General features: G+C 61.6%; 27 protein-coding genes and 1 pseudogene. 11 read left to right on the plus strand and 17 right to left on the minus strand.

Annotated elements, in window-relative coordinates:
* Positions 1-113: 113 nt before the first annotated feature.
* The 3 genes and pseudogenes from A3OK_RS0107735 to A3OK_RS23520 all read right to left on the minus strand — a co-directional run.
* The gene (locus A3OK_RS0107735; protein WP_019904372.1) at positions 114-1,442 is read right to left on the minus strand and encodes an MFS transporter; all 1,329 of its coding nucleotides are present in this window, start codon (positions 1,440-1,442) and stop codon (positions 114-116) included.
* Positions 1,443-1,690: 248 nt separating this feature from the next.
* A complete protein-coding gene (locus tag A3OK_RS0107740; RefSeq protein WP_245259330.1) occupies positions 1,691-2,086 on the minus strand; it encodes a DUF1236 domain-containing protein in 396 nt (131 codons plus the stop codon).
* 214 nt (positions 2,087-2,300) lie between these two features.
* A pseudogene (locus A3OK_RS23520) lies at positions 2,301-2,477 on the minus strand (SOS response-associated peptidase); the annotation flags it as partial.
* Between the two features lie 126 nt (positions 2,478-2,603).
* Between A3OK_RS23520 and A3OK_RS22510 the strand changes: the two are divergent.
* Positions 2,604-3,002: a hypothetical protein gene (locus A3OK_RS22510; RefSeq protein ID WP_019904375.1), complete on the plus strand. Its 399-nt coding sequence runs from the start codon at positions 2,604-2,606 to the stop codon at positions 3,000-3,002.
* Positions 3,003-3,385: 383 nt separating this feature from the next.
* Here the strand turns inward: A3OK_RS22510 and A3OK_RS23525 are convergent, their stop codons facing one another.
* From A3OK_RS23525 to A3OK_RS0107770, 4 genes are all read right to left on the minus strand, one after another.
* The gene (locus A3OK_RS23525; RefSeq protein WP_081631164.1) at positions 3,386-3,808 is read right to left on the minus strand and encodes a BLUF domain-containing protein; all 423 of its coding nucleotides are present in this window, start codon (positions 3,806-3,808) and stop codon (positions 3,386-3,388) included.
* Positions 3,809-3,854: 46 nt separating this feature from the next.
* A complete protein-coding gene (locus tag A3OK_RS0107760; protein ID WP_081631165.1) occupies positions 3,855-4,763 on the minus strand; it encodes a cobalamin-dependent protein in 909 nt (302 codons plus the stop codon).
* A 254-nt stretch (positions 4,764-5,017) separates the two neighbouring features.
* Positions 5,018-5,494 (minus strand): BLUF domain-containing protein, encoded by a 477-nt coding sequence (locus tag A3OK_RS0107765; RefSeq protein WP_019904378.1) that lies wholly within the window; start codon positions 5,492-5,494, stop codon positions 5,018-5,020.
* A 586-nt stretch (positions 5,495-6,080) separates the two neighbouring features.
* Positions 6,081-7,136, minus strand: a complete 1,056-nt coding sequence (locus A3OK_RS0107770) for a tartrate dehydrogenase (RefSeq protein WP_019904379.1) — start codon at positions 7,134-7,136, stop codon at positions 6,081-6,083.
* A 178-nt stretch (positions 7,137-7,314) separates the two neighbouring features.
* Between A3OK_RS0107770 and A3OK_RS0107775 the strand changes: the two genes are divergently transcribed.
* A complete protein-coding gene (locus tag A3OK_RS0107775) occupies positions 7,315-7,536 on the plus strand; it encodes a DUF2892 domain-containing protein (protein ID WP_019904380.1) in 222 nt (73 codons plus the stop codon).
* A gap of 98 nt (positions 7,537-7,634) precedes the next feature.
* Here the strand turns inward: A3OK_RS0107775 and A3OK_RS0107780 are convergent, their stop codons facing one another.
* Entirely contained in the window at positions 7,635-7,898 is a 264-nt protein-coding gene (locus A3OK_RS0107780) for a GlsB/YeaQ/YmgE family stress response membrane protein (protein WP_019904381.1), read from the minus strand.
* Positions 7,899-8,121: 223 nt separating this feature from the next.
* On the opposite strand from A3OK_RS0107780, the gene A3OK_RS0107785 reads away from it, so the two are divergent.
* Both A3OK_RS0107785 and A3OK_RS0107790 read left to right on the plus strand, forming a co-directional pair.
* Complete coding sequence (locus A3OK_RS0107785) at positions 8,122-8,481, plus strand: RidA family protein (protein ID WP_019904382.1); 360 nt, start codon at positions 8,122-8,124, stop codon at positions 8,479-8,481.
* Positions 8,482-8,522: 41 nt separating this feature from the next.
* Complete coding sequence (locus A3OK_RS0107790) at positions 8,523-9,662, plus strand: polyamine ABC transporter substrate-binding protein (protein ID WP_019904383.1); 1,140 nt, start codon at positions 8,523-8,525, stop codon at positions 9,660-9,662.
* 7 nt (positions 9,663-9,669) lie between these two features.
* Here A3OK_RS0107790 and A3OK_RS23945 read toward each other — a convergent pair whose 3' ends face one another.
* The 3 genes from A3OK_RS23945 to A3OK_RS0107795 all read right to left on the minus strand — a co-directional run bounded on the left by A3OK_RS23945 (position 9,670) and on the right by A3OK_RS0107795 (position 13,436).
* On the minus strand, positions 9,670-10,578 hold the full coding sequence (locus A3OK_RS23945) for an S-4TM family putative pore-forming effector (RefSeq protein WP_280791119.1): 909 nt from the start codon (positions 10,576-10,578) through the stop codon (positions 9,670-9,672).
* A 29-nt stretch (positions 10,579-10,607) separates the two neighbouring features.
* The gene (locus A3OK_RS23530; protein WP_081631166.1) at positions 10,608-12,074 is read right to left on the minus strand and encodes a nucleotidyltransferase; all 1,467 of its coding nucleotides are present in this window, start codon (positions 12,072-12,074) and stop codon (positions 10,608-10,610) included.
* A 954-nt stretch (positions 12,075-13,028) separates the two neighbouring features.
* Positions 13,029-13,436 (minus strand): DUF3597 domain-containing protein, encoded by a 408-nt coding sequence (locus A3OK_RS0107795; RefSeq protein WP_019904384.1) that lies wholly within the window; start codon positions 13,434-13,436, stop codon positions 13,029-13,031.
* A gap of 269 nt (positions 13,437-13,705) precedes the next feature.
* Between A3OK_RS0107795 and A3OK_RS0107800 the strand changes: the two genes are divergently transcribed.
* Genes A3OK_RS0107800 through A3OK_RS0107810 form a run of 3 tightly spaced genes read left to right on the plus strand, consistent with a single transcriptional unit; the run spans position 13,706 to position 16,246 of the window.
* Positions 13,706-14,734, plus strand: coding sequence for an ABC transporter substrate-binding protein (locus A3OK_RS0107800; protein ID WP_026597039.1), 1,029 nt, complete (start codon positions 13,706-13,708; stop codon positions 14,732-14,734).
* 4 nt (positions 14,735-14,738) lie between these two features.
* Positions 14,739-15,491: an ABC transporter permease gene (locus A3OK_RS0107805; RefSeq protein ID WP_019904386.1), complete on the plus strand. Its 753-nt coding sequence runs from the start codon at positions 14,739-14,741 to the stop codon at positions 15,489-15,491.
* A complete protein-coding gene (locus tag A3OK_RS0107810; RefSeq protein WP_036302685.1) occupies positions 15,491-16,246 on the plus strand; it encodes an ABC transporter ATP-binding protein in 756 nt (251 codons plus the stop codon). Before A3OK_RS0107805 ends, A3OK_RS0107810 begins: the two co-directional genes overlap by 1 nt.
* 16 nt (positions 16,247-16,262) lie before the next feature.
* Here A3OK_RS0107810 and A3OK_RS23275 read toward each other — a convergent pair whose 3' ends face one another.
* Positions 16,263-17,768: a M57 family metalloprotease gene (locus A3OK_RS23275; RefSeq protein WP_019904388.1), complete on the minus strand. Its 1,506-nt coding sequence runs from the start codon at positions 17,766-17,768 to the stop codon at positions 16,263-16,265.
* Between the two features lie 359 nt (positions 17,769-18,127).
* On the opposite strand from A3OK_RS23275, the gene A3OK_RS0107820 reads away from it, so the two are divergent.
* Both A3OK_RS0107820 and A3OK_RS0107825 read left to right on the plus strand, forming a co-directional pair.
* Positions 18,128-18,343: a hypothetical protein gene (locus A3OK_RS0107820; RefSeq protein ID WP_019904389.1), complete on the plus strand. Its 216-nt coding sequence runs from the start codon at positions 18,128-18,130 to the stop codon at positions 18,341-18,343.
* Positions 18,344-18,346: 3 nt separating this feature from the next.
* Positions 18,347-18,562, plus strand: coding sequence for an alkylphosphonate utilization protein (locus A3OK_RS0107825; RefSeq protein ID WP_019904390.1), 216 nt, complete (start codon positions 18,347-18,349; stop codon positions 18,560-18,562).
* Positions 18,563-18,565: 3 nt separating this feature from the next.
* Here the strand turns inward: A3OK_RS0107825 and A3OK_RS0107830 are convergent, their stop codons facing one another.
* The gene (locus A3OK_RS0107830) at positions 18,566-18,823 is read right to left on the minus strand and encodes a hypothetical protein (protein WP_019904391.1); all 258 of its coding nucleotides are present in this window, start codon (positions 18,821-18,823) and stop codon (positions 18,566-18,568) included.
* 303 nt (positions 18,824-19,126) lie between these two features.
* Between A3OK_RS0107830 and A3OK_RS0107835 the strand changes: the two genes are divergently transcribed.
* Positions 19,127-20,941, plus strand: coding sequence for an adenine deaminase C-terminal domain-containing protein (locus A3OK_RS0107835; protein WP_019904392.1), 1,815 nt, complete (start codon positions 19,127-19,129; stop codon positions 20,939-20,941).
* Positions 20,942-21,146: 205 nt separating this feature from the next.
* Positions 21,147-21,329 carry a hypothetical protein gene (locus A3OK_RS0107840; RefSeq protein ID WP_019904393.1) on the plus strand — a complete coding sequence of 61 codons (183 nt, stop codon included), beginning with the start codon at positions 21,147-21,149 and terminating at the stop codon, positions 21,327-21,329.
* 371 nt (positions 21,330-21,700) lie between these two features.
* Here the strand turns inward: A3OK_RS0107840 and A3OK_RS0107845 are convergent, their stop codons facing one another.
* From A3OK_RS0107845 to A3OK_RS22520, 4 genes are all read right to left on the minus strand, one after another.
* A complete protein-coding gene (locus tag A3OK_RS0107845; RefSeq protein ID WP_026597040.1) occupies positions 21,701-21,961 on the minus strand; it encodes a hypothetical protein in 261 nt (86 codons plus the stop codon).
* A gap of 99 nt (positions 21,962-22,060) precedes the next feature.
* Complete coding sequence (locus A3OK_RS24715; protein WP_280791120.1) at positions 22,061-22,195, minus strand: hypothetical protein; 135 nt, start codon at positions 22,193-22,195, stop codon at positions 22,061-22,063.
* A gap of 107 nt (positions 22,196-22,302) precedes the next feature.
* Positions 22,303-23,436 (minus strand): class I SAM-dependent methyltransferase, encoded by a 1,134-nt coding sequence (locus A3OK_RS0107855; RefSeq protein WP_019904395.1) that lies wholly within the window; start codon positions 23,434-23,436, stop codon positions 22,303-22,305.
* A gap of 273 nt (positions 23,437-23,709) precedes the next feature.
* On the minus strand, positions 23,710-24,390 hold the full coding sequence (locus A3OK_RS22520; protein ID WP_019904396.1) for a class I SAM-dependent methyltransferase: 681 nt from the start codon (positions 24,388-24,390) through the stop codon (positions 23,710-23,712).
* Positions 24,391-24,414 lie beyond the last annotated feature (24 nt).

Here is a 24,414-nt window from a genome sequence, read left to right on the forward strand (position 1 = left end):
TGCGCACGTCATCTTCAACATCCAGCGATTCGTGCTTCGCTCAGCGACGATAGCTGAGCGGCATTTTCTGGTCGCGATGGCCTGAGCGGCTTGGAAAGTTCTCCCTTCACCACTTAATGCAGCGCGGTGGGCCGTGGCGTGGCCTCGTCGGAGATACCCACCTTGGCCCAGACGTAGAACGCGAGCAGCGCGACCGGAACGCCGATCAGCGACGTGCCGATGAAGAACCAGGTGAAGCCTGTCCGCTCGATAACGAACCCGGAAAAGCCTGCCAGGATGCTGCCCGGGAAAGCGCAGAGCGACGTCAGAAGGCCGAACTGGCTGGCCGCGTGATCGGCCGATGCGAGCGTCGACATGTAGGTGATCAATACCACCGACGCGAAGGCATAGGCGAAACCATCGATGCCGACCGTGACCGCGAAGGTCCAGAAGGCCGTTCCGCCGTCGCCTCCGTGCGCAGCGAGGTAGGCGAGGCTCAGATGCGCGGCCGAACCCGCCACCGTGCCGATGAGGAGGCTCGGTAGCATCCCGATCCGCGGGATGAGAGCGCCGGCCAGGAACGTCCCGCCAAGCCCGATCCAGAAGCCGAAGAGTTTGGTGACTGTCGCGATGTCGGTGTTGGAGAAGCCTTGGTGCTTGAACAGCGGCACCGCCATCGCGCTCGCGACGTAGCCAGGCATGCGGAAGCCGGCGACCAGCAACAAGATGACGGGTGCTGTTGGGCCGAGACGTGTGAGCAACTCGCGGATGGGCGCCCAGATCGTTTCGACGAAGCCCGACCGGGCGAGATGAGGAACCTTATCCGATGGTGGTTCGGGCGCGAGTACGGCTGCGATCATGCCTACGAGCATCAGAGCGCCCATGCAGAGATAGGCGCCACGCCATCCGATCCTGTCAGCCAGGAAAAGGGCACCTGCTCCTGCGGCGAGGTTCCCGAGGCGCCAGCCGATCTCCGTCCAGGATGAAAGCACGGCCTGCTTTTCCGGGGGCCGGACGCTGGTGATGCGCCAGCCGTCGATGACGAGGTCGAGTGTTGCTCCCGCAAACCCCAAGGCCAGCGAAAAAACGATCGTCCATACGAGCATATTCGCTGGATCGCCGCACGCTATGCCGGCGACCGCCGCCATCACCCCGAGCTGCGCAGCAACGATCCAGCCTCTCCTTCGGCCGAGGATGCGCCCGAGCAAAGGCGGATCGTACCGATCGAGGAACGGCGCCCATAAAAATTTGAATTTGTAGGCGAGGGTCAGCTCGCTCAGGAGTCCGATGGTCGCGATCGAGATCCCGATGTCGGACAGCCAAGCCGACTGTGTCGCGTACACGAGAAGGAAAGGGATGCCCGACGTGAACCCAAGGCCGAGGGCTGGCGCGATCCGTCGATCGGTGAACAGTGCCGACCAGAAGGCTGTCCGTTCCGGCTTCGCTACTGCCACTTGGCTCATTGTCGCTTCTCTCCAACCTCGCCCGTCGGAGAGGCTACAAATCGCCCATCGCTGAAGTGGCAGACCGTCTGCTCATGCTGACGTCGACAACCCTTGCATCAGCGACCGGCCGGTTCGAACCGGTTCACGGCCTGGAGTTGAAGGCCAGGCGATGGGGTATAGGAAGCTAGGCTCGCGCCGGATAGCGCATGACCGCAAAAGGCCACGTCTGGCGGCCTTCGCGCAAGCTTGGTCGCGCAAATCGCCCGTCAGTCGATCACTTCGACGATCCGGCGCGTTCCTGGTTCGACCAACACGGGTATGTCGTTGACGATGGTGTAGTTGAAACCCTTCAGGGCAAACTCCGGTGGTACGTCATAATAGACGACGCCGTCTTCCGGCAGCACCGCTCCGACTCGCACCGTGCCGCGGTAGGCGAACGAAGGCCGCCGTTCGCCTCGCGTGTAGATGCGAAAGCGCTCACGACGGTCGATACCTAAAATCTCGTTGGCAGTCCCAACTGCACCACCGATGGCGCTCCCGACAGCGGCACCCAACGGGCCGGCGATGTTCCCTCCGCGCTCCGCTCCGTCCTGGGCCCCACGTGTGAGCCCTTGGGCGTGAACGGTCGTGCTCACGCTCAGCATCGTCAGCGCGGCCACCATAACTCTCGTCATCATCGGTTTTCGCGTCCGCTTTTGAAGGAGGCCAGAATGCCGAACGGCCATTGGCTCTCACCGTTCTCTTTCGAACCCTATCCTTAAGGAAGGCCACTCCGCGAGTGACTCTGCGCCTCGGTGCTGATGCCGACGCCTCGGCCAGTCAAGACGGCTTCTCGGCCGGTCCGGTCCCTGCACCAGACCGGCCGCGGCGCGATCCTCATTCCGCAGGGTCGCGCCGCGCGCCCGTCGCCACGACCTTCACCATGGCGTCGGGCAGCGGGCGCTGTAACTCGAGGGCGACCTGTGTCGGCGCTTCAAGCCACGTCCGCCACTCCTTCGGCGTCGTCAGCAAGACCGGCATCGCCTTCGGGTGGACAGGGCCGACGATGCCATCAGGCAATCAGGAAGCAACACGACCTGATCGCGGCCTGCTGCTTGGACAAAGCGTGCCATCTTCTACCTCCCGCCTTGGGAGAAAGACGACCATCATGAGCTCGAATCTCGAACAAGAAGATCGGCCATGCACATCGTTCGCATCTACGACACGACTGACAGCGTGCTGGATTTCGACCTACGTCATATCCTGGCAATGCTCGGAGCGCAGGCCATCGAATGCTCGTGGATTGTGAGCGGTGTCGCAGCATACGATGAGGCATTCGACGCGACGGGCGAACAGGCTGGACGTCTCGACGAGCTTGCGGCCTCCGGCAGACGGATCACGGGAGATCGGCTGCGAGACCTCGCCAATGGAACCCGGCAGGTCATCAGGGGCGAGTTTCGGGCTTACGCAGATGCGAGCGCTCCGGTGCCTGTGTTGATCGTGCGCGCTATCGACAGCAGCTTCTACGAGGTCGCCACCAACGAACCGCATGTCTTGCAAAACCTCAAGGCAATTTTCCGCGATGTCAGGCAGGCCTGATCACCAGACGCTCTTTTCACACAGCCTCGGTGGGAAGCAGAACCTGACCCTACGCCCTGAAGCGGACGTTCCGCTCCCGACACAACCCAACTGCCCAGATTGCCATGGCCGCCTCCCAAAAGCGGCCATTCGTTGGCCGTTCGGCAAATTCGGTTCGGGGTGGGTAGCGGACCCTGACCCCAAACCCTGAAGCGGACGTTCCGCCTCTGACCCAAGCTAGTCAGTCGCGACCATTAAAAGCTGCCCGTGATCTGACATCTGTCGATCCGCCGTGAGCCTGGGTTCAACTCGCGCCTGCGCTTTCAAAATCAAGGGCTATGCCATTCCACATCACTTCAAACACGAGAAGATACTATCATCGATGCGAGCCGTTCTATCGCAAATTATATGATCGTAAGCTGAGGCTGTTCAGCAGGCTCTGTCGCGATCCGCCGAAAAATTCCAAGCACGTGTTCTGGTGATGCCTGAGTTGCTGCCCCGTTGGCCACTTCATCCTGGGACCACATCCAAGAACGTGCGGGATCGCTACGCATGGCCCAGGCCGGGAAAAGACGCTCTGTCGCAACTTCATAGGACAGGCGATTGATCTCAAGATGTCGATCATCTCTGACGATCCGCGCATACGTGGCATCAATGGCGTCAGCGTTGCCTTCCAGAAGTTGCAGGTAGATGTCTCCACGACAAATGAGGGCGCCGGTCAGGCCGTCTCGCGTATTGCAGCGCCGCGATTGGGTGAGGATGCTATCCAGGGCGGAGTGATCAAATCCGAACGGACGAGACGCATAGATGAGCTGTACGAGGTTCATTGTATCAGCCTCACATCGATTCGGGTCTGAAGCTTTGGGGTCACGCTTAGGCTTTATCTTTAATGTCAGGGCTAAGTCCGGTGGCGAAACTGATGTCGAGCAGTCTCTGAGCCAGCAGGACAGCTGTCGGTGCATCGACAGCAGATGCGTCCGCTCCGACATGCTCGACGAGTTCGGGCTTGTCGAGGAAGACGGGGCCGCCCACCATAATGCCTACAGAACGGTTCCGTGATACGTCGCGGATCGCTTGGATCGAGGCCCTCAGACCATCCAGGCGAGTCTCGCAGCTGAGCGTTAGTCCGACGACATCGAACCACGTGGAACTCACGAGGTCTGAGATCTGGCTTGGGCTGGAAGCCAAGCCGCTCGCGACCTGCCATCCTGCGGCTTGTAGGAATTGCTCAACGACGGCGACGCCAAACGTATGCAGCTCGCCCGGCGCTCCCATTAGAAGTGCAGCGCGGTGCTCCTCTTGGGATGAAACCTTTGGTTCGGATCTGTATTGCGAGAGGAGCAGCCGAAGGCGAGCGACGCCCACAGTCACCTCGATGAAGTCGCAGAGATCTTCCTCCCATAAGCGTCCAAGTAAGGAAGCGGCAGGCGCTAGAAGTTCGAGGAACATATTCTCTGCAGAGTAACCCTTGGCTAAATGATCTCTGACGGCGTCCGACGCTGCGGAAAGGTCCGAACCGAGGAGGAGCTGCGTGAAGGCTTCGACTTGCTGCGCATCTGGTTTGGCAAGCGGAGCGCTTGCCGAAGGGGCGAGTTGCGGGTGAAGCAGCTTCAAACGAGGGATGATGTCTGTTTCGACAATGCGGCTGAGAGCGAGGGCGCGCTGGCGGCTGTCCTCGGCCGTGCGTTTGCGCGCGTATTCAAGCCGAACCTCCGACACCCATCCGGCATGACGTGCCGACGGGTCGGTCCACACAAAGGTGGACGAAGCGAGGTTTGACATGGTCCGCTCCCCTGAACTCTCTTTCTTTTGCAGGGGGCGCTTGTCGGTCGCTGCCGTACACCTCTTCGACACATCAAAGCGCCGCTCCTGAAGAATGTAAAGGAGCTTGCAAAAAAATTCCGGCTCAGGATTGTGTCTGATCCGAAAGCGGAGCTGGAGAGGACATCATATGTTTTCGCCACGTTCGCGACGATGATAATCATCGACGCGACGCAGGTGAATAGCTTTCCTGGGCCTACTGGTCGCTGCTCGGACTATTTTCGACCAAGTGAATTGATGGGTCCCGAGTCGAGTTGCTGAAGAATTCGCGTCAGTGCCGCGATATTGTCTTTGTCTTCAGTGCTTTCGAGGGCGTCCTGTAGTACGACGCGTATATCGTCGGCTTCGACCTTCTCCATGTCCCAATCCGGATAGAGACGCTCTCGCTCTTCCTCGCTTTGGCTCAGCGTTACAATATCGTAATGGCGTGAATCACCGTGCAAGCTCGCGATGAGATTTTGCATCTGCGTGGCCGGTCCTTCAATCCACTGGAAAAAGATACCGCTGCCGAAAACCAACACGCCGGTTATGCCGCGCGCTAGGTTGTGGCGCTGGGCCGACTCGACGATACGCCCGACCTCCGCGTCATCGACGCCCTCGGCGGCACGGCTGCAATAGACGAAGTGATAAAGAGCGGGCAGCGCCTCGTCGTCCCACTCAGCGCCGCGGAGAAAGCCGTATTCGTCCAACATCGGTGGACCAGCTCCAGTGATGCAGGGCGGGCCGTTCCGCCGAGTGCGTGGGCGGCACGATAACGCATCCAACCCGATTTGAAACTGGACTTGGTCGCCCAAGCCGGCGCGCGGACATTGCGGCTTCTGTAATGCGACGGGCCCACATCGCGATCGCCCTTGGCCAATGTCATTCGGTAGCGAAAAGGGTCACCATTTCGCGCGCGAGCGCGGCGGCGATCATGACGATTTCGTGCGACTCGCCCTATGTCGCGTAGTCCATCGAGGGCCGTCTCAAAAGTGATGAGCGAGCGCGTCGGCGATGTGACGGCGGTTGCGAATTGATGCGGTTTCGCTAGCAGGAAACGTTGAGCCGGAGAGGGCTTTAAGCCGGGCATCCATGGTTTGAAACTGGCGCCTCAACATCCACCGCCTCAGCGGATGTCCGTTTCCAAGGTTCCGCCTCGCGAAAGCGGACCGTCGCAAACCCACCCAACCCGGTCGCAGGCGACAGTCAGCCGAGTTTCCCGGAGACCGACATTCCGAGGGTCCGCAATGGATCGAATGCGGACCCGGGGTGCGCGTACAATCCATCAGACGTTGACCCTTAGATCGCCTCGGCGATGGCCCGGCCCAGTTCCTGGGTGGTGGCCGTTCCGCCGATATCGGGGGTGCGCGGTCCGTCGGTCAGCACGGTCTCGATGGCCCGCACGATCGCCTCCGAGGCCTGTCCGTGGCCGAGATGGTCGAGCATCATCGCCCCCGACCAGATCTGGCCGATGGGGTTGGCGATGTTGCGGCCGTGGATGTCCGGCGCCGAACCGTGGACCGGCTCGAACATCGAGGGGAAGTCCCGTTCGGGGTTGAGGTTGGCCGAGGGCGCGATGGCGATGGTGCCGGTGCAGGCGGGGCCGAGATCGGACAGGATATCGCCGAACAGGTTCGAGGCGACGACCACGTCGAACCGGTCCGGGTTGCGCACGAAATGCGCGGACAGGATGTCGATGTGGAACTGGCTCGGGGTCACGTCCGGATACTGCTCGGCCATGAGCTGGAAGCGCTTGTCCCAATAGGGCATCGAGATCGACATGCCGTTGGATTTCGTCGCCGAACTGACCTGCTTGCGCGGGCGCGAGCGGGCCAGTTCGAAGGCGTAGCGCATGATCCGGTCGACACCGCGCCGGCTGAACACGCTGGTCTGCATGACGACCTCGTCGTCGGTATCCTCGAAGCTGATGCCGCCGATGGCGGAGTATTCGCCCTCGCTGTTCTCGCGCACGACGATGAAATCGATGTCGCCCGGCGCGCGGTCGCGCAGCGGCGAGGTGATGCCCGGCATCAGCCGCACCGGCCGGATGTTGGCGTATTGCTGGAAGCCGCGCCGGATCGCGATGAGCAATCCCCACAGGGAGACGTGGTCCGGCACGGTCGGGTAGCCCACCGCGCCGAGGAAGATCCCGTCATGGTGGCGGATCCGGGCGAGGCCATCCTCGGGCATCATGCGGCCATGCGCGAGATAGTGGTCGCAGCTCCAGGGCAGCTCGTCCCATCGGAAGTCGATGCCGAATTTCCTGCCCGCGGCTTCGAGGACGCGCATCCCTTCCGGCACGACCTCCTTGCCGATGCCGTCCCCGGCGATGACTGCGATTCTGTGGCTCGGCATGGTGTCTCTCCCGGAGCGGCACGACATGGATCGTCGGGGCACGGTATACGGACTTCGCGCTCCCCGCCCAGCGGCCGGACGCGCGAAAGCGGGCGCCCGATTGTGCCGGCCCGAGGCGGAACACCCATCCTCACGCCGCGTTCGCCCCGCGACGCAACATCAGGAGTCTCAGAACACCATGGCCGATCCGATGATCCCGAGCATCTTCGAGGGCGAGACCAACATGACCACCACCGAGCGGGCGGTCTCCGTGGCGCTCGGCCTCGGCATCGCCGCCGCCGCCGCGCAGCCGCGCCCGAACAAGTGGCTGAGTCTCGCCGCCCTCATCGTCGGCGCCGGCCTCGCCATCCGCGGCGCCACCGGCCATTGCCCGGTCAAGCGCAGCGGCGGGATCGCCTGACACGCAAACGAAGAAGGGGCGCTCCCACGGGGCGCCCCTTTTCGCAGTGCAGGATCGACGGAGAAGGCGCGGACCCCGGGGTCCGCGCCTGTCGTCGTTCAGAGGGTGGTGGTGCGGCGGCCGGCGACGAAGCCGTAGATCGCGAGCACGACGATGGCGCCGACGACCGCGCCGATGAAGCCCGCGCCCTGGTTCGGACCGTACCAGCCGAGCGCCTGACCGAGGAAGGTGGCGACGAAGGCGCCGACGATGCCGAGGATGGCGGTGAGGATGAAGCCCGCGGGCTCATTGTTCCCCGGCATGATGAACTTGGCGACGACACCGGCCAGGAAACCGATGATGATGGTCCAGATGATACCCATAAGCTGATCCTCGAAACGCGGTGGCCGGGATTGTCGCGCCCGGACTTGACCGTTTGTGCTCATGCAACGCCGCATCGCGGGATGGGTTGCGCGCAGGGGCGGCGATTGTGTCGCAATCTCGCGCGGGGCCGCGCCCCTGCCCCTTTACGCGCGGGCGCCTCGCGCGGCACAACGCTTGCCCCGACGATCCGCGCCCGTGCGGCGCCACCCTGAAGAGCGTTCCATGACCATCACCCGCTTCGAATCCGGCGCCCGCATGAGCCAGGCCGTCAGCCATGGCGACATGGTCTACCTCGCCGGCCAGGTGGCGGGGACGACCGTCGGCGCCGGCGTCACCGCGCAGACGCAGGAGGTGCTCGGGGCGATCGACCGGCTGCTGGCACTGGCCGGCAGCGACAAGACCCGGCTGATCTCGGCCACGATCTACCTCGCCGACATGGCGACCTTCGCCGAGATGAACGCCGCCTGGGATGCCTGGGTCTCGAAGGAGCACCCGCCCACCCGCGCCACGGTGGAAGCCAAGCTCGCGGGGCCGGAATACCTCGTCGAGATCGTCGTCGTCGCGGCCAAGCTCGCCGCCTGATCCCGCTCCCGACCCCGATCCCGAGACAAGAGAGCCAGCCGATGCGCCGTGTCGTGTTCGTCGTCCTGCTGATCGCGCTGGCGCTCAGCGTCGCCGGGTCGCTGTTCCTGGCCTTCGCCCTCGTCCATTCGGCGCAGGCGCAGGCGCAGGCGGGGGAGCGGGTCGTCAACATCTACAACTGGTCGGATTACATCGATCCGAAATCGCTGGAGGCCTTCACCCGCGAGACCGGCATCAAGGTCGTCTACGACACCTACGACAACAACGAGATCCTGGAGACCAAGCTGCTGGCCGGCCAGTCCGGCTACGATCTCGTGGTGCCCACCGGCCCGTTCCTGCAGCGGCTGATCAAGGCGGGCGTGTTCCGGCCACTCGACAAGGCCAAGATCCCGAACCTGAAACACGCCTGGCCCGAGATCGCCCAGCGGCTTTCGGTCTACGATCCCGGCAACGCCTACGCCGTGGATTACATGTGGGGCACCACCGGCATCGGCGTGAACCTCAAGGCGGTGCGCGAGCGCCTCGGCCCCAATCAGCCGCTCAACACCTGGACCCTGGTGCTCAATCCCGGCCTGATGGCCAAGCTGAAGGATTGCGGGGTGATGATGCTCGACAGCCCCGAGGACCTGATCCCGAGCATGCTCCCGGCCTACGGCTTCAAGCCCGACACCAAGCGCTGGGACGACATCTCCCAGGTCACCGACGCGCTGTTCAAGGTGCGCGGCTCGGTGCGGAAGTTCCACTCCTCGGAATACATCAACGGGCTCGCCAACGGCGACCTCTGCCTCGCGGTCGGCTATTCCGGCGACGTGATGCAGGCCAAGAAACGCGCCGACGAATCGAAGAACGGCGTCGAGATCGCCTATTTCATCCCGAAGGAAGGCGCGCTGATGTGGTTCGACGCCCTCGCCATCCCGAAGGACGCCCCCCACCCGGAGGAAGCCCACATCTTCATCGACTACATGATGCGCCCCGAAGTGGCGGCGGCCAACACCAACTTCGTCGCTTATGCCAACGGCAACCTCGCCGCCAAACCCCTGGTGAAGCCCGACATCCTCTCGAACCCGGGCATCTACCCGGACGACGCGACGATGCAGCGGCTGTTCACCAACCAGGCTTGGGATGACCGGACGCAACGGTTTGTCACGCGGAGTTGGACGCGGGTGCGGACGGGACGGTGAGTAAAGTCTAGCAACCTGCTTTATTCAGCCAATAATCAGCGCTGGCATGCATATCGCGTTCAGCATCGGGTCTGCTAAATTTATAAATCCCTGGGAATAATAATACTGTAGATGATCTTCTGTTAAAAATAGCATTTTGAAGTTCGCGTGATTTGGTCTGACATTCTTTCTCAGAGCATCCTGTGTTTATAATGCTCTCGATTAGTTTTTCTGCTTCAATAAGTATAGGATTGTTCGCGTCGATGGCATCAGCTTGGCGAAACCGCTCGCGTATCGCCCATATTGCAAATGGTGCAGCAAGAACCCAGCCTGCTGTAATAAAATCTCCGAAAGTTTGCTCGCTGAGCATCCCTACAGATATCAATGCAACTATGACTATTGACGCAATTATTGTGAGGGCATTTATATATAAGTTGCGAAGGCTATTGTCATAGGATAAATTCGTTCGTTGGCATATTGCTCTCGCTAGTTCCCAAGAAGCCCGGTCTACAGCGGGGGAATACCAATCGCGAATCCCCTTTTCGTTGGAAACCCCAAATTTTTTGTCCCAATTGCGTGCTGCTCGATCAGTTTCTTCAGGTTTTGGTCTAGCGCCCGCCGCTAGGCTATTCCAAGGAAGATTTAATAACTCGGTATCAAAAAGCTCGCTCGCGCGTGCTGCGCTTTTCAATGCTTGACGATATTTTCTATCGATCCATGCAACATCCAGAAGAGCTAGAACAACAGCCAAAAACGACACCGTTGGCTTGAGGCTTGGTAGTAATAGCGCTACGCCCAGAACGCAAAGGGGTGCAATAATGACAAGCGCAAGTTGTGCGCATTGCCAATACGACGCGACTAGCCATCGCCATTGTCGTGCTTTCAGAAGCTTCAAGTTTATCGAGGTATTCTGTTTAGAACCGATTTCGGATATCATAATTTGGCACCTCAATATTTGCAAGGCTGCTATTGAATCACAACATGAAATGGCATGCTTTGACCAACGATTTTATCGTCCCTATCACGTATTATGAACGCTTCGACAAGATGTATTCCTCGATACTCTAGGTTCTCCCAGCGTCTTGAAAATTCTTGCGGTGTTTCAAAGCCGCCTCGACCTTTTTTTAGTGCAATCGCTACCGCACCGGTGTTTGTTACCCGGTATCGTACTCTATGCTCAGGCGGAAGAGATGCTCCGTTGTTGACTAAAACGTCAAACCATATGCCTCCTGTATTTGAAAGTTCATCAAAATCACGGATCTTTGTTGATACTGGAGAATGTCGACTTGGCTGCCAGCTGGCAATTACTTCGACACGGTCGGATACAATATCTGCTCGCGCCCAAATGGGTGCGCTCATATGTTTTGGACGATCAAACTTAGGTTTCCAGAGCCAACGACCGTAAGTTCGCACTAGATCAACTATCGTGCTATCATGATCTGCATTTGGCTTTGCAACGTCAGTTAAAAAGGTGTCTTCGGATTTGTCGAAACCAAGCTGTTCGTTAACGCTTGCAATAGCAACAATACTATGGCCCTTCGCAAAATTTTGTCCGAAAATGTCGCGCCAAGCCGTAATGCTTGCATATTTTCCTTCTATATCATAAGCATAATCGATCTTTGAACGCATTTGATGAATTGTGTTTCGGAATTTTGAGTAAGAATTTTGTGTAAAATCTTTTGCAAAATCCTCGGAGCGTAGATGAGGATTATATATTGATGGTTTAATCTGATGAAGCTGGAGCCAATCATCCAGCCTGCCAATAATGGTTTTTAGCGTAGTGGGCACGTCAACAAAATTAGCAGAACCATCATCATTCCAGTTTATTCTTTCGCCGATTAATGTCGTAAGTATAATCGATGGGCATTCAAAACCACCCTCAATATCACGTAGATATTTTATAAGTCTGGTGACTTTTCTAAAAGTATTTGATCCAGAATAGGTATTTTTTGTATTAAACCATTCTGTATATTGTAATGGTTCGCTGCGTTCGAATGTGTCTTCTCGTTTGTTGCAAACTTCCAGTTGGCCATCGAGTAATCGTCCGCGCACGCAAGGCGCGATATCGATTTTGCGATATCCAGCGTACGTAATAGTGATACAATAATCAAAAATTTGAACTTTATCGACATATCTTCCGCTTGAAATGAATATTCTTCCTAGTGAATCGATGTAATCACTGGGGTTCCAGCCGTCGATAGGCTCGACAATAACTAGTAGGTCGGCATCAAATTCGCCGCCTTCGACTGGCCGGATGATGGTATTATGTGCCCAAGATCCCTGCTCGATAAATTTCCAAACTCTTGGTTCCCAATTGGACTCTCGGACAAACTTTTTAATAGCTTCAACGCTACTGTCTAAATCATCAATTCGCGTCTGATTAAGATTCACCGTATCTCTTAGAAAATTGGTAAAATGTGAAATTAGTTTCATTTGCCTCTCTCAATTTCAATGGTTATTTGTTTTATTACTTTAATTTCACCGAGCGGTAATAATTTTACTTTTGTAGAATCGACGGGTTACAGGACGATCGAATGCAAGAGTCGTCACAATATAGGTGGCGCTTTTTCTAGCAAAGTCAGACTATTAATGAACACGCGAGCAGAATGTCGATCGGCATGATCCAGTGTCACCATCCATGATTAACTCCTGTTACCCACACGTCAACAGCGCTTCTGTCGAACTAAAAAATTGTCTTGACAAAATTCCTATTTCATGCCTATATACCCACACCTGCCACCCAGCGAAGGGGGCCTGTCCGGTGACCGACCGGGTGGGCCGGAGGGGTGGTGGGGCGGTGCCCGCGTCGGTGGTGTCGGTCACCATCGCCCCGGGCGGCGGTTCGATAGGCTGGGGGCTCGGAGCGGGGCGTGAGAGCCGGGAGTAAATGGCCCGGCAGCGACCCAGGTCTGGGCTGCCATGACGAAGATTGCGACCCCTCCAATACGAGAGGGCGTGCGGGGCAAAGTCCGTTCGAACAGCCGGGTGGGCGTGAAGAACGACCAGCACCAGAGCGCGACGCAACGCGAGGCCGTTGGAGACACCGCGACGTGAAAAGGACCCCGGCGGTCACGCCGGAGCCCGATGGGACGCCGGGGAACCGGCAATCAAACTACAGCGCTCAATGGGTTCCGCGGCGTCCCGCGTCCCCCTTCTCAAGGCTTGTCTTGGGTCGAGGTTCTTGGGCCATGCCCCCGGCGCTGTCGCGCGCGGGGGTGAAGGTGTTTGGAGAGCCGGTGGTGCAAGTGTCCGTCTCCCCTCCGCGGGGGACGATGGCCCGCGAGCCAGGTCGGATGAGGGGAACGCCGTATCCGTAAAGCGTCGTCCCCTCTCCCGGTCGCTCCGCGACCACCCTCCCCCGCATTGGGGGGAGGGTTCAAGCGGCGATCAATCCTTCAGATCGGCCGGCACCTTGCCGCCGTTCTCTTCGAGCTTCTTGATGACCTGCTTGTGCAGCCAGACGTTCATCGTGGCCGAGTCTTCCTTGTCGCCGGTATAGTGCAGCTCGTCGGCCAGCGATTTACGGGCGCTGAGGCTCGAATCGATGTCGAGGAGCTTCATCAGGTCGACGATGGAGGTCCGCCAGTTGAGGGTCTGCGAGTTCTTCGCGGCCATGCCGTTCAGCACGGCTTCCACGTCGACGGGCTCGCCGGACGGGGCGGCCGACCCGGTGGAGGCGGGGGCGCTGGAGCCGGTCGAGCCGGTGGAGGTGTCCGCCGGAGCGGCATCCGCGCTGGTGCTTCCGCCACCGAACGGGTGGAGGATCTTGCTGACGATGCTGCCGAGAAAGCTCATGGCGTATGGTCCCTGTCGTTGACCGGCCACCGAGACGGGCGGCCGAGTTCCTGTCTTAACAGAATAGGGCCGGTGCCGTTCCGGTTTGCCGCACCCTGCCGGCGAAGAAAGGCTCCGTCTCGAAGCGTGGCCGGAGAAGTCGCTTCCCGATTGGGCCGGCGGGGCCGATCTTGGGCCCTCGGGTGTTTGCGGAATCCGGCGGCTGTGGCATGGCCGGGCGACGGCTCCTCGCGAGCCGGCCCGTCCCGCCCCGGAATCCGGATTTCCCGATGCGCCCTGCCCTCCCCGTCATCGCGACGCTCCTGGCTTCCCTCGCCGGATGGTTGATCGCGGCTCCCGCCTCTGCCCAGACGGCGCCGATCCCCATGCGGATCGGTGTCATCCCGGTCATCGGCGCCTCGCCGATCTTCGTCGCCAGCGGCGAAGGCTGGCTCAAGGAGGCGGGCCTCGCCCCCGCCTTCACCACCTTCGAATCCGGCCCGAACATGATCCAGGCCCTCGCCTCGGGCACGATCGACGTCTACGTCGCCGGGATCGCCCCGCTCGCCGTGGCGCGGAGCAAGAACATCGACGTCCGCGTCATCGCCGCGACCGCGGTGGAGGAGATGGTGTTCGTCGCCGGCCCGAAGCTCGCCCCCTATTTCGCCGGCGGCGCGAGCAAGGCCGAGGCCTTCGCCCAGTTCAAGGCCAAGGAAGGCCGCGCCGCGCGGCTCGCCACGCAGCCCCTCGGCTCCGTGCCCAACACCACCCTGCAATACTGGCTCTGGCAGGTGGCCAAGGCCGACAAGGCCAATGCCGATGTGGTGCCGATGGGCATCGACGCCACGCAGCAGGCGATGCTCGCCGGCGCCGTCGACGGCGCCTCGATCCGCGAGCCGGCCCTCACCATCGTCCAGGGCCGCAACCCGGCGATCACGCTGATCGCCACCGGGGCCGAGATGTTCCCCGACCAGCCGGGCACGGTGGTCGCCGTCTACGGCGCCTATGCCGACAGGAACCCCGGCGCCGTGGAAGCGCTGGTGCGCTCGCTCATCCTCGCCAACGACATGCTGAAGACCGACCCGGCCAGGGCCGCCCCGCACGTGGTCGCCGCCCTCGGCAAGGGCATCGTCGACGCCGCCACCATGCAGAAGGCGATCACCTCGCCGGCGGCGAAGTTCACCGTCGATCCGCGCGCCATCGTCGCCGCCACCCGGGCGATGCAGGCCTATCAGGTCTCCATCGGCGCGCTCGAGAAGGACGTGCCCCTCGATGGGCTGTTCGACGCGCGCTACTACGAGAAGGCGATCGCGCGCTGATCGGATGGCATCCCTTCGCGCCACCGCCCTCGCGGCTCTCGGACTCGCCGCCTTCCTGCTGTTCTGGGAGGCGATGCCCCGGCTCGGGCTGATCAACCCGGCCTTCCTGCCGCCGCCGAGCACGATTCCCGCCGCCTTCCTCAACGAGCTCCGCCTCGGCGTCTGGGGCGAGGCGGTGTGGTCGAGCCTGAGCCACTACCTCGTCGGTCTCGCCGTCGGCGCCGGCGCTGGCATCGCCCTCGGGGTCGTCGTCGGCATGTTCCGCGGCTTCGAGGCGCTGACCGCCTGGATCGTGCGCCTGCTGCGCCCGATCCCCGGCCTCGCCTGGGTGCCCTTCGCCATCATCTGGTTCGGGGTCCAGCCCTCGGCCGCCGTGTTCATCATCGCCATCGGCGTGTTCTGGATCGTGTTCTTCGCGACCCAGGGGGCGGTGCGCGGGGTCGACCGCGACCTCGTCGAGGTCGCCCAGGCCTTCGGCTTCCGCTCGCCCCTCGCGCGCCTCACCAAGATCCTGCTGCCGGCCGCGACCCCCGGCATCCTCGTCGGCCTGCGCACGGCGCTCGGCCAGGCCTGGATGGCGGTGGTGGCCGCCGAGATCTTCGGCGTGCCGGGCGTCGGCGCGCGGATGATGCAGGCCTCCAGCCTCCTCTCCACCGACATCGTGGTCGTCTACATGCTCACCATGGCCGGCCTCTACGGCCTGTTCGACACCGGCTTCGTCGCCCTCCAGGGCTGGCTCCTGCGGTGGCGCGCGTGATGGACCCGATCATCGACATCCGCGGCCTCAGCCTCGCCTACGAGCGCGACGGCCTCCGCAACGTCATCCTGTCGGAGCTCGACCTCTCCATCGCGCGCGGGGAGTTCGTGGTCATCGTCGGCGAATCCGGCGTCGGCAAATCCACGGTCCTGCGTGTCCTCATCGGCCTCGCGGCGCCCAGCGGCGGTACGGTCCGCCTCGCCACGCGCGAGGGCTGCCGCACACCGATGGCGCTGGTGTTCCAGGACGCGCGCCTGCTCCCCTGGCGCCGCGTCGTCGCCAACGTCGCCTTCGGCCTCGAGGGAAGCGGACTGTCGAAGCCCGAACGCCTCGCCAAGGCGCAGGAGATGCTCGCCCTCGTCGGTCTCGGCGACCTCGGCCATCGCTGGCCGCACCAGCTCTCCGGCGGCCAGCGCCAGCGCGTCGCCATCGCGCGTGCGCTGGCCGTCGACCCGGACGTGCTCCTCATGGACGAGCCGTTCTCAGCGCTCGACAGCTTCACCCGCGAAGGCCTGCAGGACGAGCTGCAGCGCATCCAGGCGACGACGGGCAAGACCATCCTGTTCGTCACCCACGACATCGACGAGGCCGTGACGCTGGCAGATCGTGTCGTGGTGCTCGCCGGCAGCCCCGGGCGGGTCGCGGCCGAGATGGCCATCGACGTGCCTCGCCCGCGCCGCCGCCGCGACGCGGCTCTCACCGATGCTGCCCGGCAATTACGAGCGGAATTGTCGGGTCGCTCGGCGGAACTGTGAGCCCGCCGAGGCGTGATCAGGCGACGACGAGGAAGTCGGTGTAGGTCAGCGCGAGGTTGGCCTTGAGGTGCGCGAACGCGACCTGGGCGCCTGCGCCGGATCCGTCTGCATCGTAGGAGAGTAGTCCGCTCGCCACATCGTAGATCATGTGGTCCGAGCTGTCTCGAGCCCCGGTACCGATGCGGAATTCCGACGCCGACAGAGTGCCGTCGTTGAGGGCGGTGAAGATGTCGTCGTCGAGGACGATCGTGTCGAGACGGACCTTGAAGTCGGTGAGCGTGTCGACGTTGGTGCGACCGATCTTGGTATCGAAGTAGAACCGATCGCCACCGCTCCCACCCGACAGGACATCCGATCCGGCGCCGCCATAGATCAGGTCGTTGCCCGCTTCGCCTGAAATCGCATCCTGGCCGGCGCCACCCCTCAGGACGTTCGAGACGCCGCTTCCGACCAGGGTGTCCGCGCCTTTCCCACCGGTGATGTTCTCGATGCTGATCAAGGTATCGCGGCCGATATCGACGCCTTTGGCGAAATATTGCGCGTAGACACCGTTGCTGTAGTCACCGATGCCGGACAGGTTCACCGTCACCGCGGAGACCACGGCGCTGTAATCGACCGTATCCTTGCCGTCCGTCGTCGAACCGAAGCCGTTGCCGCCGTCCAGCCGATCGTCTCCGGTGCCGCCAATGAGCGTATCGTTGCCGTCGCCGCCGAAGAGCGTGTCGTTGCTCGATCCGCCGTCCATCGTGTCGTTGCCGTCTCCCCCGAGAAGGATGTCTTTGCCGGCCATGCCGTGCATCACATCCGCCGTCGTCACGCCGCGGATGGTGTCGGCGCCGCTGCCGCCGGTCTGTGTCAGGGTATGGGTGCGAACGTTCCAGTCCCAGCTCGCCACCTGCTTGCCGTCGCTTCCGTCGGTCCCGTACAACGCTCGCGCCGCTGCAATATCCAACGGGCCGAGATCCGGGGCGTAACCGGTATAGCTCATCACCGTATAGCTGGTGTTGTCCAGCTTGGGATCGAGGACGACGCTTCCGTCGAACGAGTGCTTCAGGCCGATCGCATGCCCGATCTCGTGAATCATGACGTGCTGCATGTCGTCGGTCGAGTATTGCATCACCGATTTATCGATGAACACATCGCTGCCGATTTTGGATTGATAGACGTAGGTCTCGCCGATGGACATCCCGGGATAGTAGGCATAGCCCGCGGCGCCGGCCGAACGGCTCAGGGAAAAGTCGTAATTCCCGAACCGGATCTCGCCCTGCCCGGCCGGCACTTCGAGAAAGCGAATTCCACTCGCATCGTCCCATTGCCCCAGTGCCTCGAGGGCCGACCGGCGTTCCGCTGCCGTGAAGGCGGCGAACGAATTGATGAAGGCGGACGATTCACCGCCCTCCGAGACATAGTCGGACGGCTTGGTATCGAACGAATAGGTGATGAAGATCGGCTTCTTGGCGGTCGTTCCGCCCCAGAGATCGCTTCCGGAAATTAACGCCGTATAATCAGAGACAATGGTCATGGCAGCCCTCGCAGCTGCGAAACCCTAGATAGCACGGTCCGTGGCGGCAAGATGGAGCCGCTGTGTCAGTAATCGTCCAGCGACGGGCTTGCCTTCGGACGTCGATCTCCAGACACGGCGTCCAAACATTTGACCAAGCTGCTTTTTTGGTTTCCGCCCGCCTTGCTTTGGAACCATGGCGCGGGTCACAGCGTCGAGAAATTCTCAACGCGTCGCCCACAACCTTCCTCGATCCCGGTTAGCGGATCGTAACGTCGTCGTCCCGCACCGGACGGCGTGCCATTGCATCCCAGGTGCAAAGGCTGCATCGATCCGCACCCGAGGCCGCAACGACGGTCGATCGGTACGGAGACCCTGCCATGACGCCCGACGAGATTGCCGACCTCAACCGCGCCCGCGCCAGCCTGTCGCGGCAGCGCAGTGCGTTGGCCAAACGGATCGGATCGAGCGAACTCGCAGCCGCCTCCGCCGCCGAGGATTTCATGCGCATCCTGCTCGCGATCGAGGCGGTGGATCGGGCACTGACCAATGCCGGCCAGCCCTACATGCCCCCCGTCACCGATGCCGGGGCCTGAGCCATGGCCGACACGAAGGACGCCAACGGCACGAAGCTCGTCGATGGAGATTCGGTGACGCTGGTGAAGGATCTCAAGGTGAAGGGCACCTCCACCACTTTGAAGCGCGGGACCCTGGTCAAGAACATCCGTATCACCGACGACCCGGACGAGATCGAGTGCAACGCCGACAAGGTGAAGGGACTCGTCCTGAAGACGCAATTCCTCAAGAAGGCGTGAGGGTCAGTCGTCGGAATCGCTGCTGGTCACGCGCGCCGGAGAGCGGCTGAGACTGCGGATCGCGCGGGAAGGACGACCCGACTTCTCGGCGATGGCGCGATCCTGCTCTTCGATCAACTGCCGGGCCGGCTCGTCGCCATCGAGACCTCCGAGGATTTCCATGGGAACCCGACGGTTCGATGCGCGGGACTCGTCTTCGTAGACGACGTCGAACAGGACGGAGCCCCGCTCCTGCGGTTTCGACTTGGTGCGCTTGGCCATGACGGATGCTCGATCAAGGAAATCTGGAAAATCTAAGGTCGCAAGCCTGGGAAGCGGAATGTCCGGCGTTCGACCCCTTGGTCCCGTCGGCACTCTGACATCGTGGCCATCACCGATCGATCGGTGAGGTCCCGACCGGACTCGCAGCGCTACATGGTCCCGGCGCAAGAGGTTGGCAACCCGCTTCGCGCCGGCATCCGGTCGCGCGGGGCATGGCTGCCTGTGGCATGATGCGTGCGCGCCGTTCGACGGATCGGTCCGCCATGGCGGCGTCACCGATCGACGCGAGGAGCCGGACAGACGATGACCGATCAGACGCCGCTGACACGTTTTTCCGTCGCGCCCCTGAGCCGGATGACCCGGCATCTCGCGGGCGTTGCCGGTGGACGGACGGAGCCGGACCTCGTCATCACCGGTGCGCGTATCCTGTCTACATATTCCGAGCGTATGCAGCCCGACCGCGAGGTCTGGATCGCCGGAGGGCGCATCGCCGCCGTGAAGCAGGCTGGCGCCTATAAAGGATCTGCCCCCCGCTACGATGCAGGGGGCGGCATTCTTGCCCCCGGATTGGTGGATCCGCACCTCCACATCGAGAGCAGCATGGTGACGGCCTGCGCCTATGCCGAGGCGGCGCTCTTGAACGGAACGACGACCATCGTCTGCGACAGCCACGAGATCGGGAACGTCCTCGACGCGGACGGGATCGCCTGGATGCTGGAGGATGCGCGCCAAGCGCCACTCAACATCTATCTGACCGTTCCGAGCACGGTCCCGGCCACCTCGCCGGAACTGGAGACCGCCGGCGGTGATCTCACGGCCGAGAAGATCGGGGCTCTGTTCGATGCGTGGCCGGAGGCGATCGGCCTGGGTGAGAAGATGGACTTCGTCGCCGTGGCCGAGGGCGATGAGAGGGCGCATGCCATCATCGAGTCGGCCTTGCGGAGGGGGCGACCGGTCTCCGGCCACATCTACGGGCGCGGCTTCGTCGCCGCCTATGCCGCGAGTGGTGTTACCGATACCCACGAGGCCATCGACAGGGACATCGCCGACGATCTCCTCGAGGCGGGGTTATGGATCTACCTGCGCGGCGGGCCGCCGACCACTCCATGGCACAGCCTGCCCAAGGCCATCGGTACGATCATCGAACTCGGCGCTGCGGCCAAGCGGGTCTGCGTCTGTACCGATGACCGGGACGCGCAGGATCTTCTCGCCTACGGACTGGACTGGGTGGTGCGCGAAGCCATCCGCATGGGTATCCCGCGCGAACAGGCATGGTCGATGGGCTCGCTGCATCCGGCAACCCGCTATGGGCTCGATGGCGAGATCGGCGGCTTTGGTGGTGGACGGAGGGCGGACCTGGTGCTCCTCGACGACGACTTCATCCCGCAGACCACCTGGTACGGTGGCCGCTGCGTCGTCGAGAACCGGGCGATCACCCCGCTGCTCGATGCTGCGCTCTCGCGTCCCTACCGATACCCGGCCCCTGCTTACGCGACGATGCATATGCCGCAGCCGTTGCCGGCCCTTGTCCCAGCGCTTCCCGGCGGCCCCTGCGTCGTCAACGCCATCCGCACCACGCTTCCGGGAATCGAGCTGACGCACGAGCGGTACGCCCTGAATCCAGGGCCCGATTGGCAGACGACGCTTCAGGATAACGACATGTGCTTCGTCACCGTGATCGAGCGCCACGGTGGAGCCGGTAACGTCGCACACGGATTGTTGCGCGCCTTCGGGTTGAAACGAGGCGCGGTGGCGAGCAGCGTCGGCCATGATTCCCACAACGTGATCGTCGCCGGGCTGAACGAGCAGGACATGCGCGTCGCGCTCGATACCCTGTCTGCAATTCAGGGCGGCGTCTGCGTCGTCGAGGACGGCCAGGTCGCGGCCATGGTTCCATTACCCGTCGCGGGACTCCTCTCCGACAAGCGCGTTGGAATCGTCGCCGAGGAGGTGCGCCTTCTGAAAGAGGCTTGGGAGCGGGCAGGATGCACGATTCCTTATATGGGGTTCAACCTGATCCCTCTGTCGGTCATTCCCGAAATCCGGATCACCGATAAGGGTCTCGTGCTCGTGCCCGGCATGCGCATCGTTCCACTGTTCGAACCAGCCGACGCCTAGGACGCTCCGGGGAAGGAACCGGATGGGCGGCTGCCTCGTTAGGGTTGCAGGTCTCAACAGCCTTTCCCATGTCGACTCGTTCAAACGGCATAATACTAGATCGGCCAGTCGAATTGTCCGTTCAGACGATTCGCTGGCCGCTTTGCGTTGTCTTCTACAGGGGCACCCTGTTTTTGGAGAAAACGCTCTTCTTTGGAGTGAGTTTATGCGGAATATCCTGACGCTCATCGTCCTTGGCTTCGTGGGTTTCGTCCTCGTCGCGATGTTCGTTGCACCGACTCAGCCGGACCTGAGGGCGTGGTACCTCAAGAACGCCTGTGAGCATCTCGACAAGGTGTCGGCCAAGATCTGCGATCCCCTGCGTCAAGGGAGCGGTCAGCCGCTCTGAACTCTATGCGCGCCTTCTTCCGTGGAGGCGGTCACGGGGACCGACGCTCGCTTCGGCATGAAATGGCTTGAGAGAGCGCCGTCCAGCCCATAGGCCCCGCGGGTGGCCTTCTCAGAAAGCACCGATCCGTGTTGGATGTCGGCTGCCGTTCGCTGCTTGTTCAGCTCTAAATCGCAGAATCGCGAGTAGGAGCTCGTCATAGACGGAAATGACGAGTGCGTGGCGGTTCTTCGGGTATCGGGATCCCTATCCCGCGAATACAGCGATAGCTTTTTGGATGGATCGCTCCACCCAAAGAGAAAGCCCGGTTTCCAATGTTATGGAACCAAGCTTTCTCATTCAAACCGGTCGCTTACCGACCGATCATCCGATCAGTAGCCGTAGCGCCAAGCGCGCCGGCGCGAGTCATAGTAACGGCGCTGCTGCCGACGGATGTCCTGACGAACGGCTTTGCGGTGAAGGTAGCGTGCGCTGTGGCCGTAGCCGTAGCCATAACCGTATTGAACATGTTCCACTGCGCTCGACGGAGCGACGTCCACGTTGCCGAGCGACATCGGTGCAGCCTGGGATGCTGAGGCGAAGCCAGCACAGGCTACGAACGCCGTGAGAGCGGCAATCCGGAATGATTTCATCGCGTCGTATTCCTTCGGTCTTGAGTCAGCGGATTGGGAGCTGAGACGGATATGAAGGGCAGAAAAAGTTACCAAAATCCCTCCGATCCGTCACAGCTCTCAGACCAAATAGAGCGTTGCCGTCGCGCGGAACACCTTCGGACAATGAGCTTCGTTCACGATCCGGAGAGCCTCTTCCACCGTGATGCGGCGGTTCAAGGCCAGTTCCTCGATCGTCATCCAGGTTGAAGTCATGCGATTGCTCCCTCGCTTTCGTTAACTCAACAATGATGGATCGGATTGGTTCATCGCGGCTGTCGGTGACGAACCACGGTCAGATCCGCGACGGCGCCGGCCGATGATCACGCCTCTTTCCGGAGAATGTAATAGCCGCTGTCGCGACGTCCCGGCCCCAGATTGACGTAGAGGTCTTTCAGCAGACGGATGCCGAGGAGCCGCAAGGATCGTCCGAAAGATCGATAGGATCCGACGTCGACATCGATATGGTGCCCCCCGAAGCGCCCCACGGTGACGGTCATTCCGGCCCGTGACGCGAGCACCTCGACCGACTTTCTCGAGAACGAGTTCACGTGCTCGAGCGGAAGGATCGTATTGTAGTCGTTGAAGCGCCGTCGCCGCTGAAAATCGAACTCGAACGGTGACCAGTCGATGAAGCCGTTCTTTCTCAAAAGGTCGCGGATCCGGCCCTGGCGGGGCACCGCGATCTTGAACAGGCCGCCCTCCGCCACACAATCCGCCAGCATGTCGAAGACCGCGACCGGGTCGGTCAGGTGCTCGAAGACCTGCTCGGTATGGACGATGTCGAAGCGGCGGTTCTTCAGTTCCGCATCGGTTAGAATTGTCACTCCGATGGAGCGCGCAAAGGCGATCTTCTCCGGCGAGATTTCGGTGGCATAGACGCTCATGCCCATTCCCACCGCCACCCGCGCCCAGCGCCCGTAGCCGAAGCCGAAATCGAGCAGGCTGACATCCTTCGGCTCCTTGCCGAGAATGGCAAGCAGGTCGATCAGGCGGCGTGAGACGTCCTGGAAATTGTCGGCCGTGAGCCGATCGAACTCGAATCGCTTGAGTTTATCGGGGTCAATGAATTGGTCGTAGATGACACTCAGCATTCGGTCCGAGGGCGTATTCTTCTGGTAGATCAGTTCGCAGTTCGGACATTCCATGATCGTGTAGTCGAATCCTTTCAGGATGTCGCAATTGACCGTTCCCTGATTCCGGTAATGGCTCTCGACATGCCGGCGCACCTGCGGCGCCTCGTATCCTGCGGTGAACAGTGTCGCTGAATGGATCGAGCCGCAAACGGGACAGGCGATCCGCGCCTCGAAGAGCGCACCGTCTCGCGCGTCGGCACTGCTGCCGATGGTCGTAACATTCTCTGTATGCCTCGACTGCCGCGGCGCCTTGGCGACGGCATCGTCCGGGTCCTGGCATGTCAGCGACGCGATCTTCTGCGGGGGGGAGGCCTTGTCCATGACAGCTCCTTGAGACTGCTGACGAAGTGAGTTCCGCAGACTTGTTAAGAATGATCGCCGCTGGTCGCCTACTTGCCAATTGTCCATTGTGAGTATCGTGCCGGCATAAACTGTCGGCCAAACGTATAAGAGGATAGAACGATTCTATGATGACGTAGATTTGATGCAACGTCGCTTCTCATCGCTCTGGAAGCGCGGCGTCGGTCGGGAACCGCAGGAAGGCTTTCCCGAAACGGCTCCCACGGGGTTTCCTTGCAGATCAGGCAAGCTGATTCAGGACATCTCCGCTCTACGCCTAGCGCGCACGACGCGGGGGATGGCGTGCCCATCGCAGAGGAAATCCGGCGCCTCGTAGCCTCGGGCACGCCTGAACAGAGTCGCGATCTGTAGGTGCTGGCCCTCGCCGAACTCCATGGCGAGCCACCCATCCGGCTTCAGGAAGCTCAGTCCTTCCTGGATGACGCGCTGATGGACGGACAGACCGTAGGGGCCGCCATCGAAGGCCTCGCGCGGTTCTGCCGCGAGCAGATAGGCCTTCTCCGCAGCGAGCCGTCCCGTCGAGATATAGGGCGGGTTGCAGACGATGAGGTCGGCTTCGCCCTTTGCGAGGTCGGGAGCGATCGCAGCGAAGAGGTCTCCCTGCCGCACCGTGATCCGGTTCGTCAGACCGAGGCGCACCACATTGGCCGAGGCGGCGGCGACCGCCCCGCTCGTGAGGTCGCTCGCCAGGATTTTCGTCTCCGGGAAGGCCGTCGCCAAGGCGCAGGCGAGATTGCCGGCCCCGCAGCACATGTCGACCACGGTCCCACGGTTGCCGCGTTGCCGCAGAATCTCACAGGCGGCACGACCGAGGAGCTCGGTTTCTTCGCGGGGGACGAGGACGTCCTGCCCAATCTCCATCTCGACTCCCAGGAAACTCTTCGTCCTGGCGACGGCGTGTGACGGCTCCATCATCTCCTCCCCTGTTGAAGGTTCACG

Origin of the sequence: Methylobacterium sp. 77 (assembly GCF_000372825.1) — a bacterium.
Classification (GTDB): domain Bacteria; phylum Pseudomonadota; class Alphaproteobacteria; order Rhizobiales; family Beijerinckiaceae; genus Methylobacterium.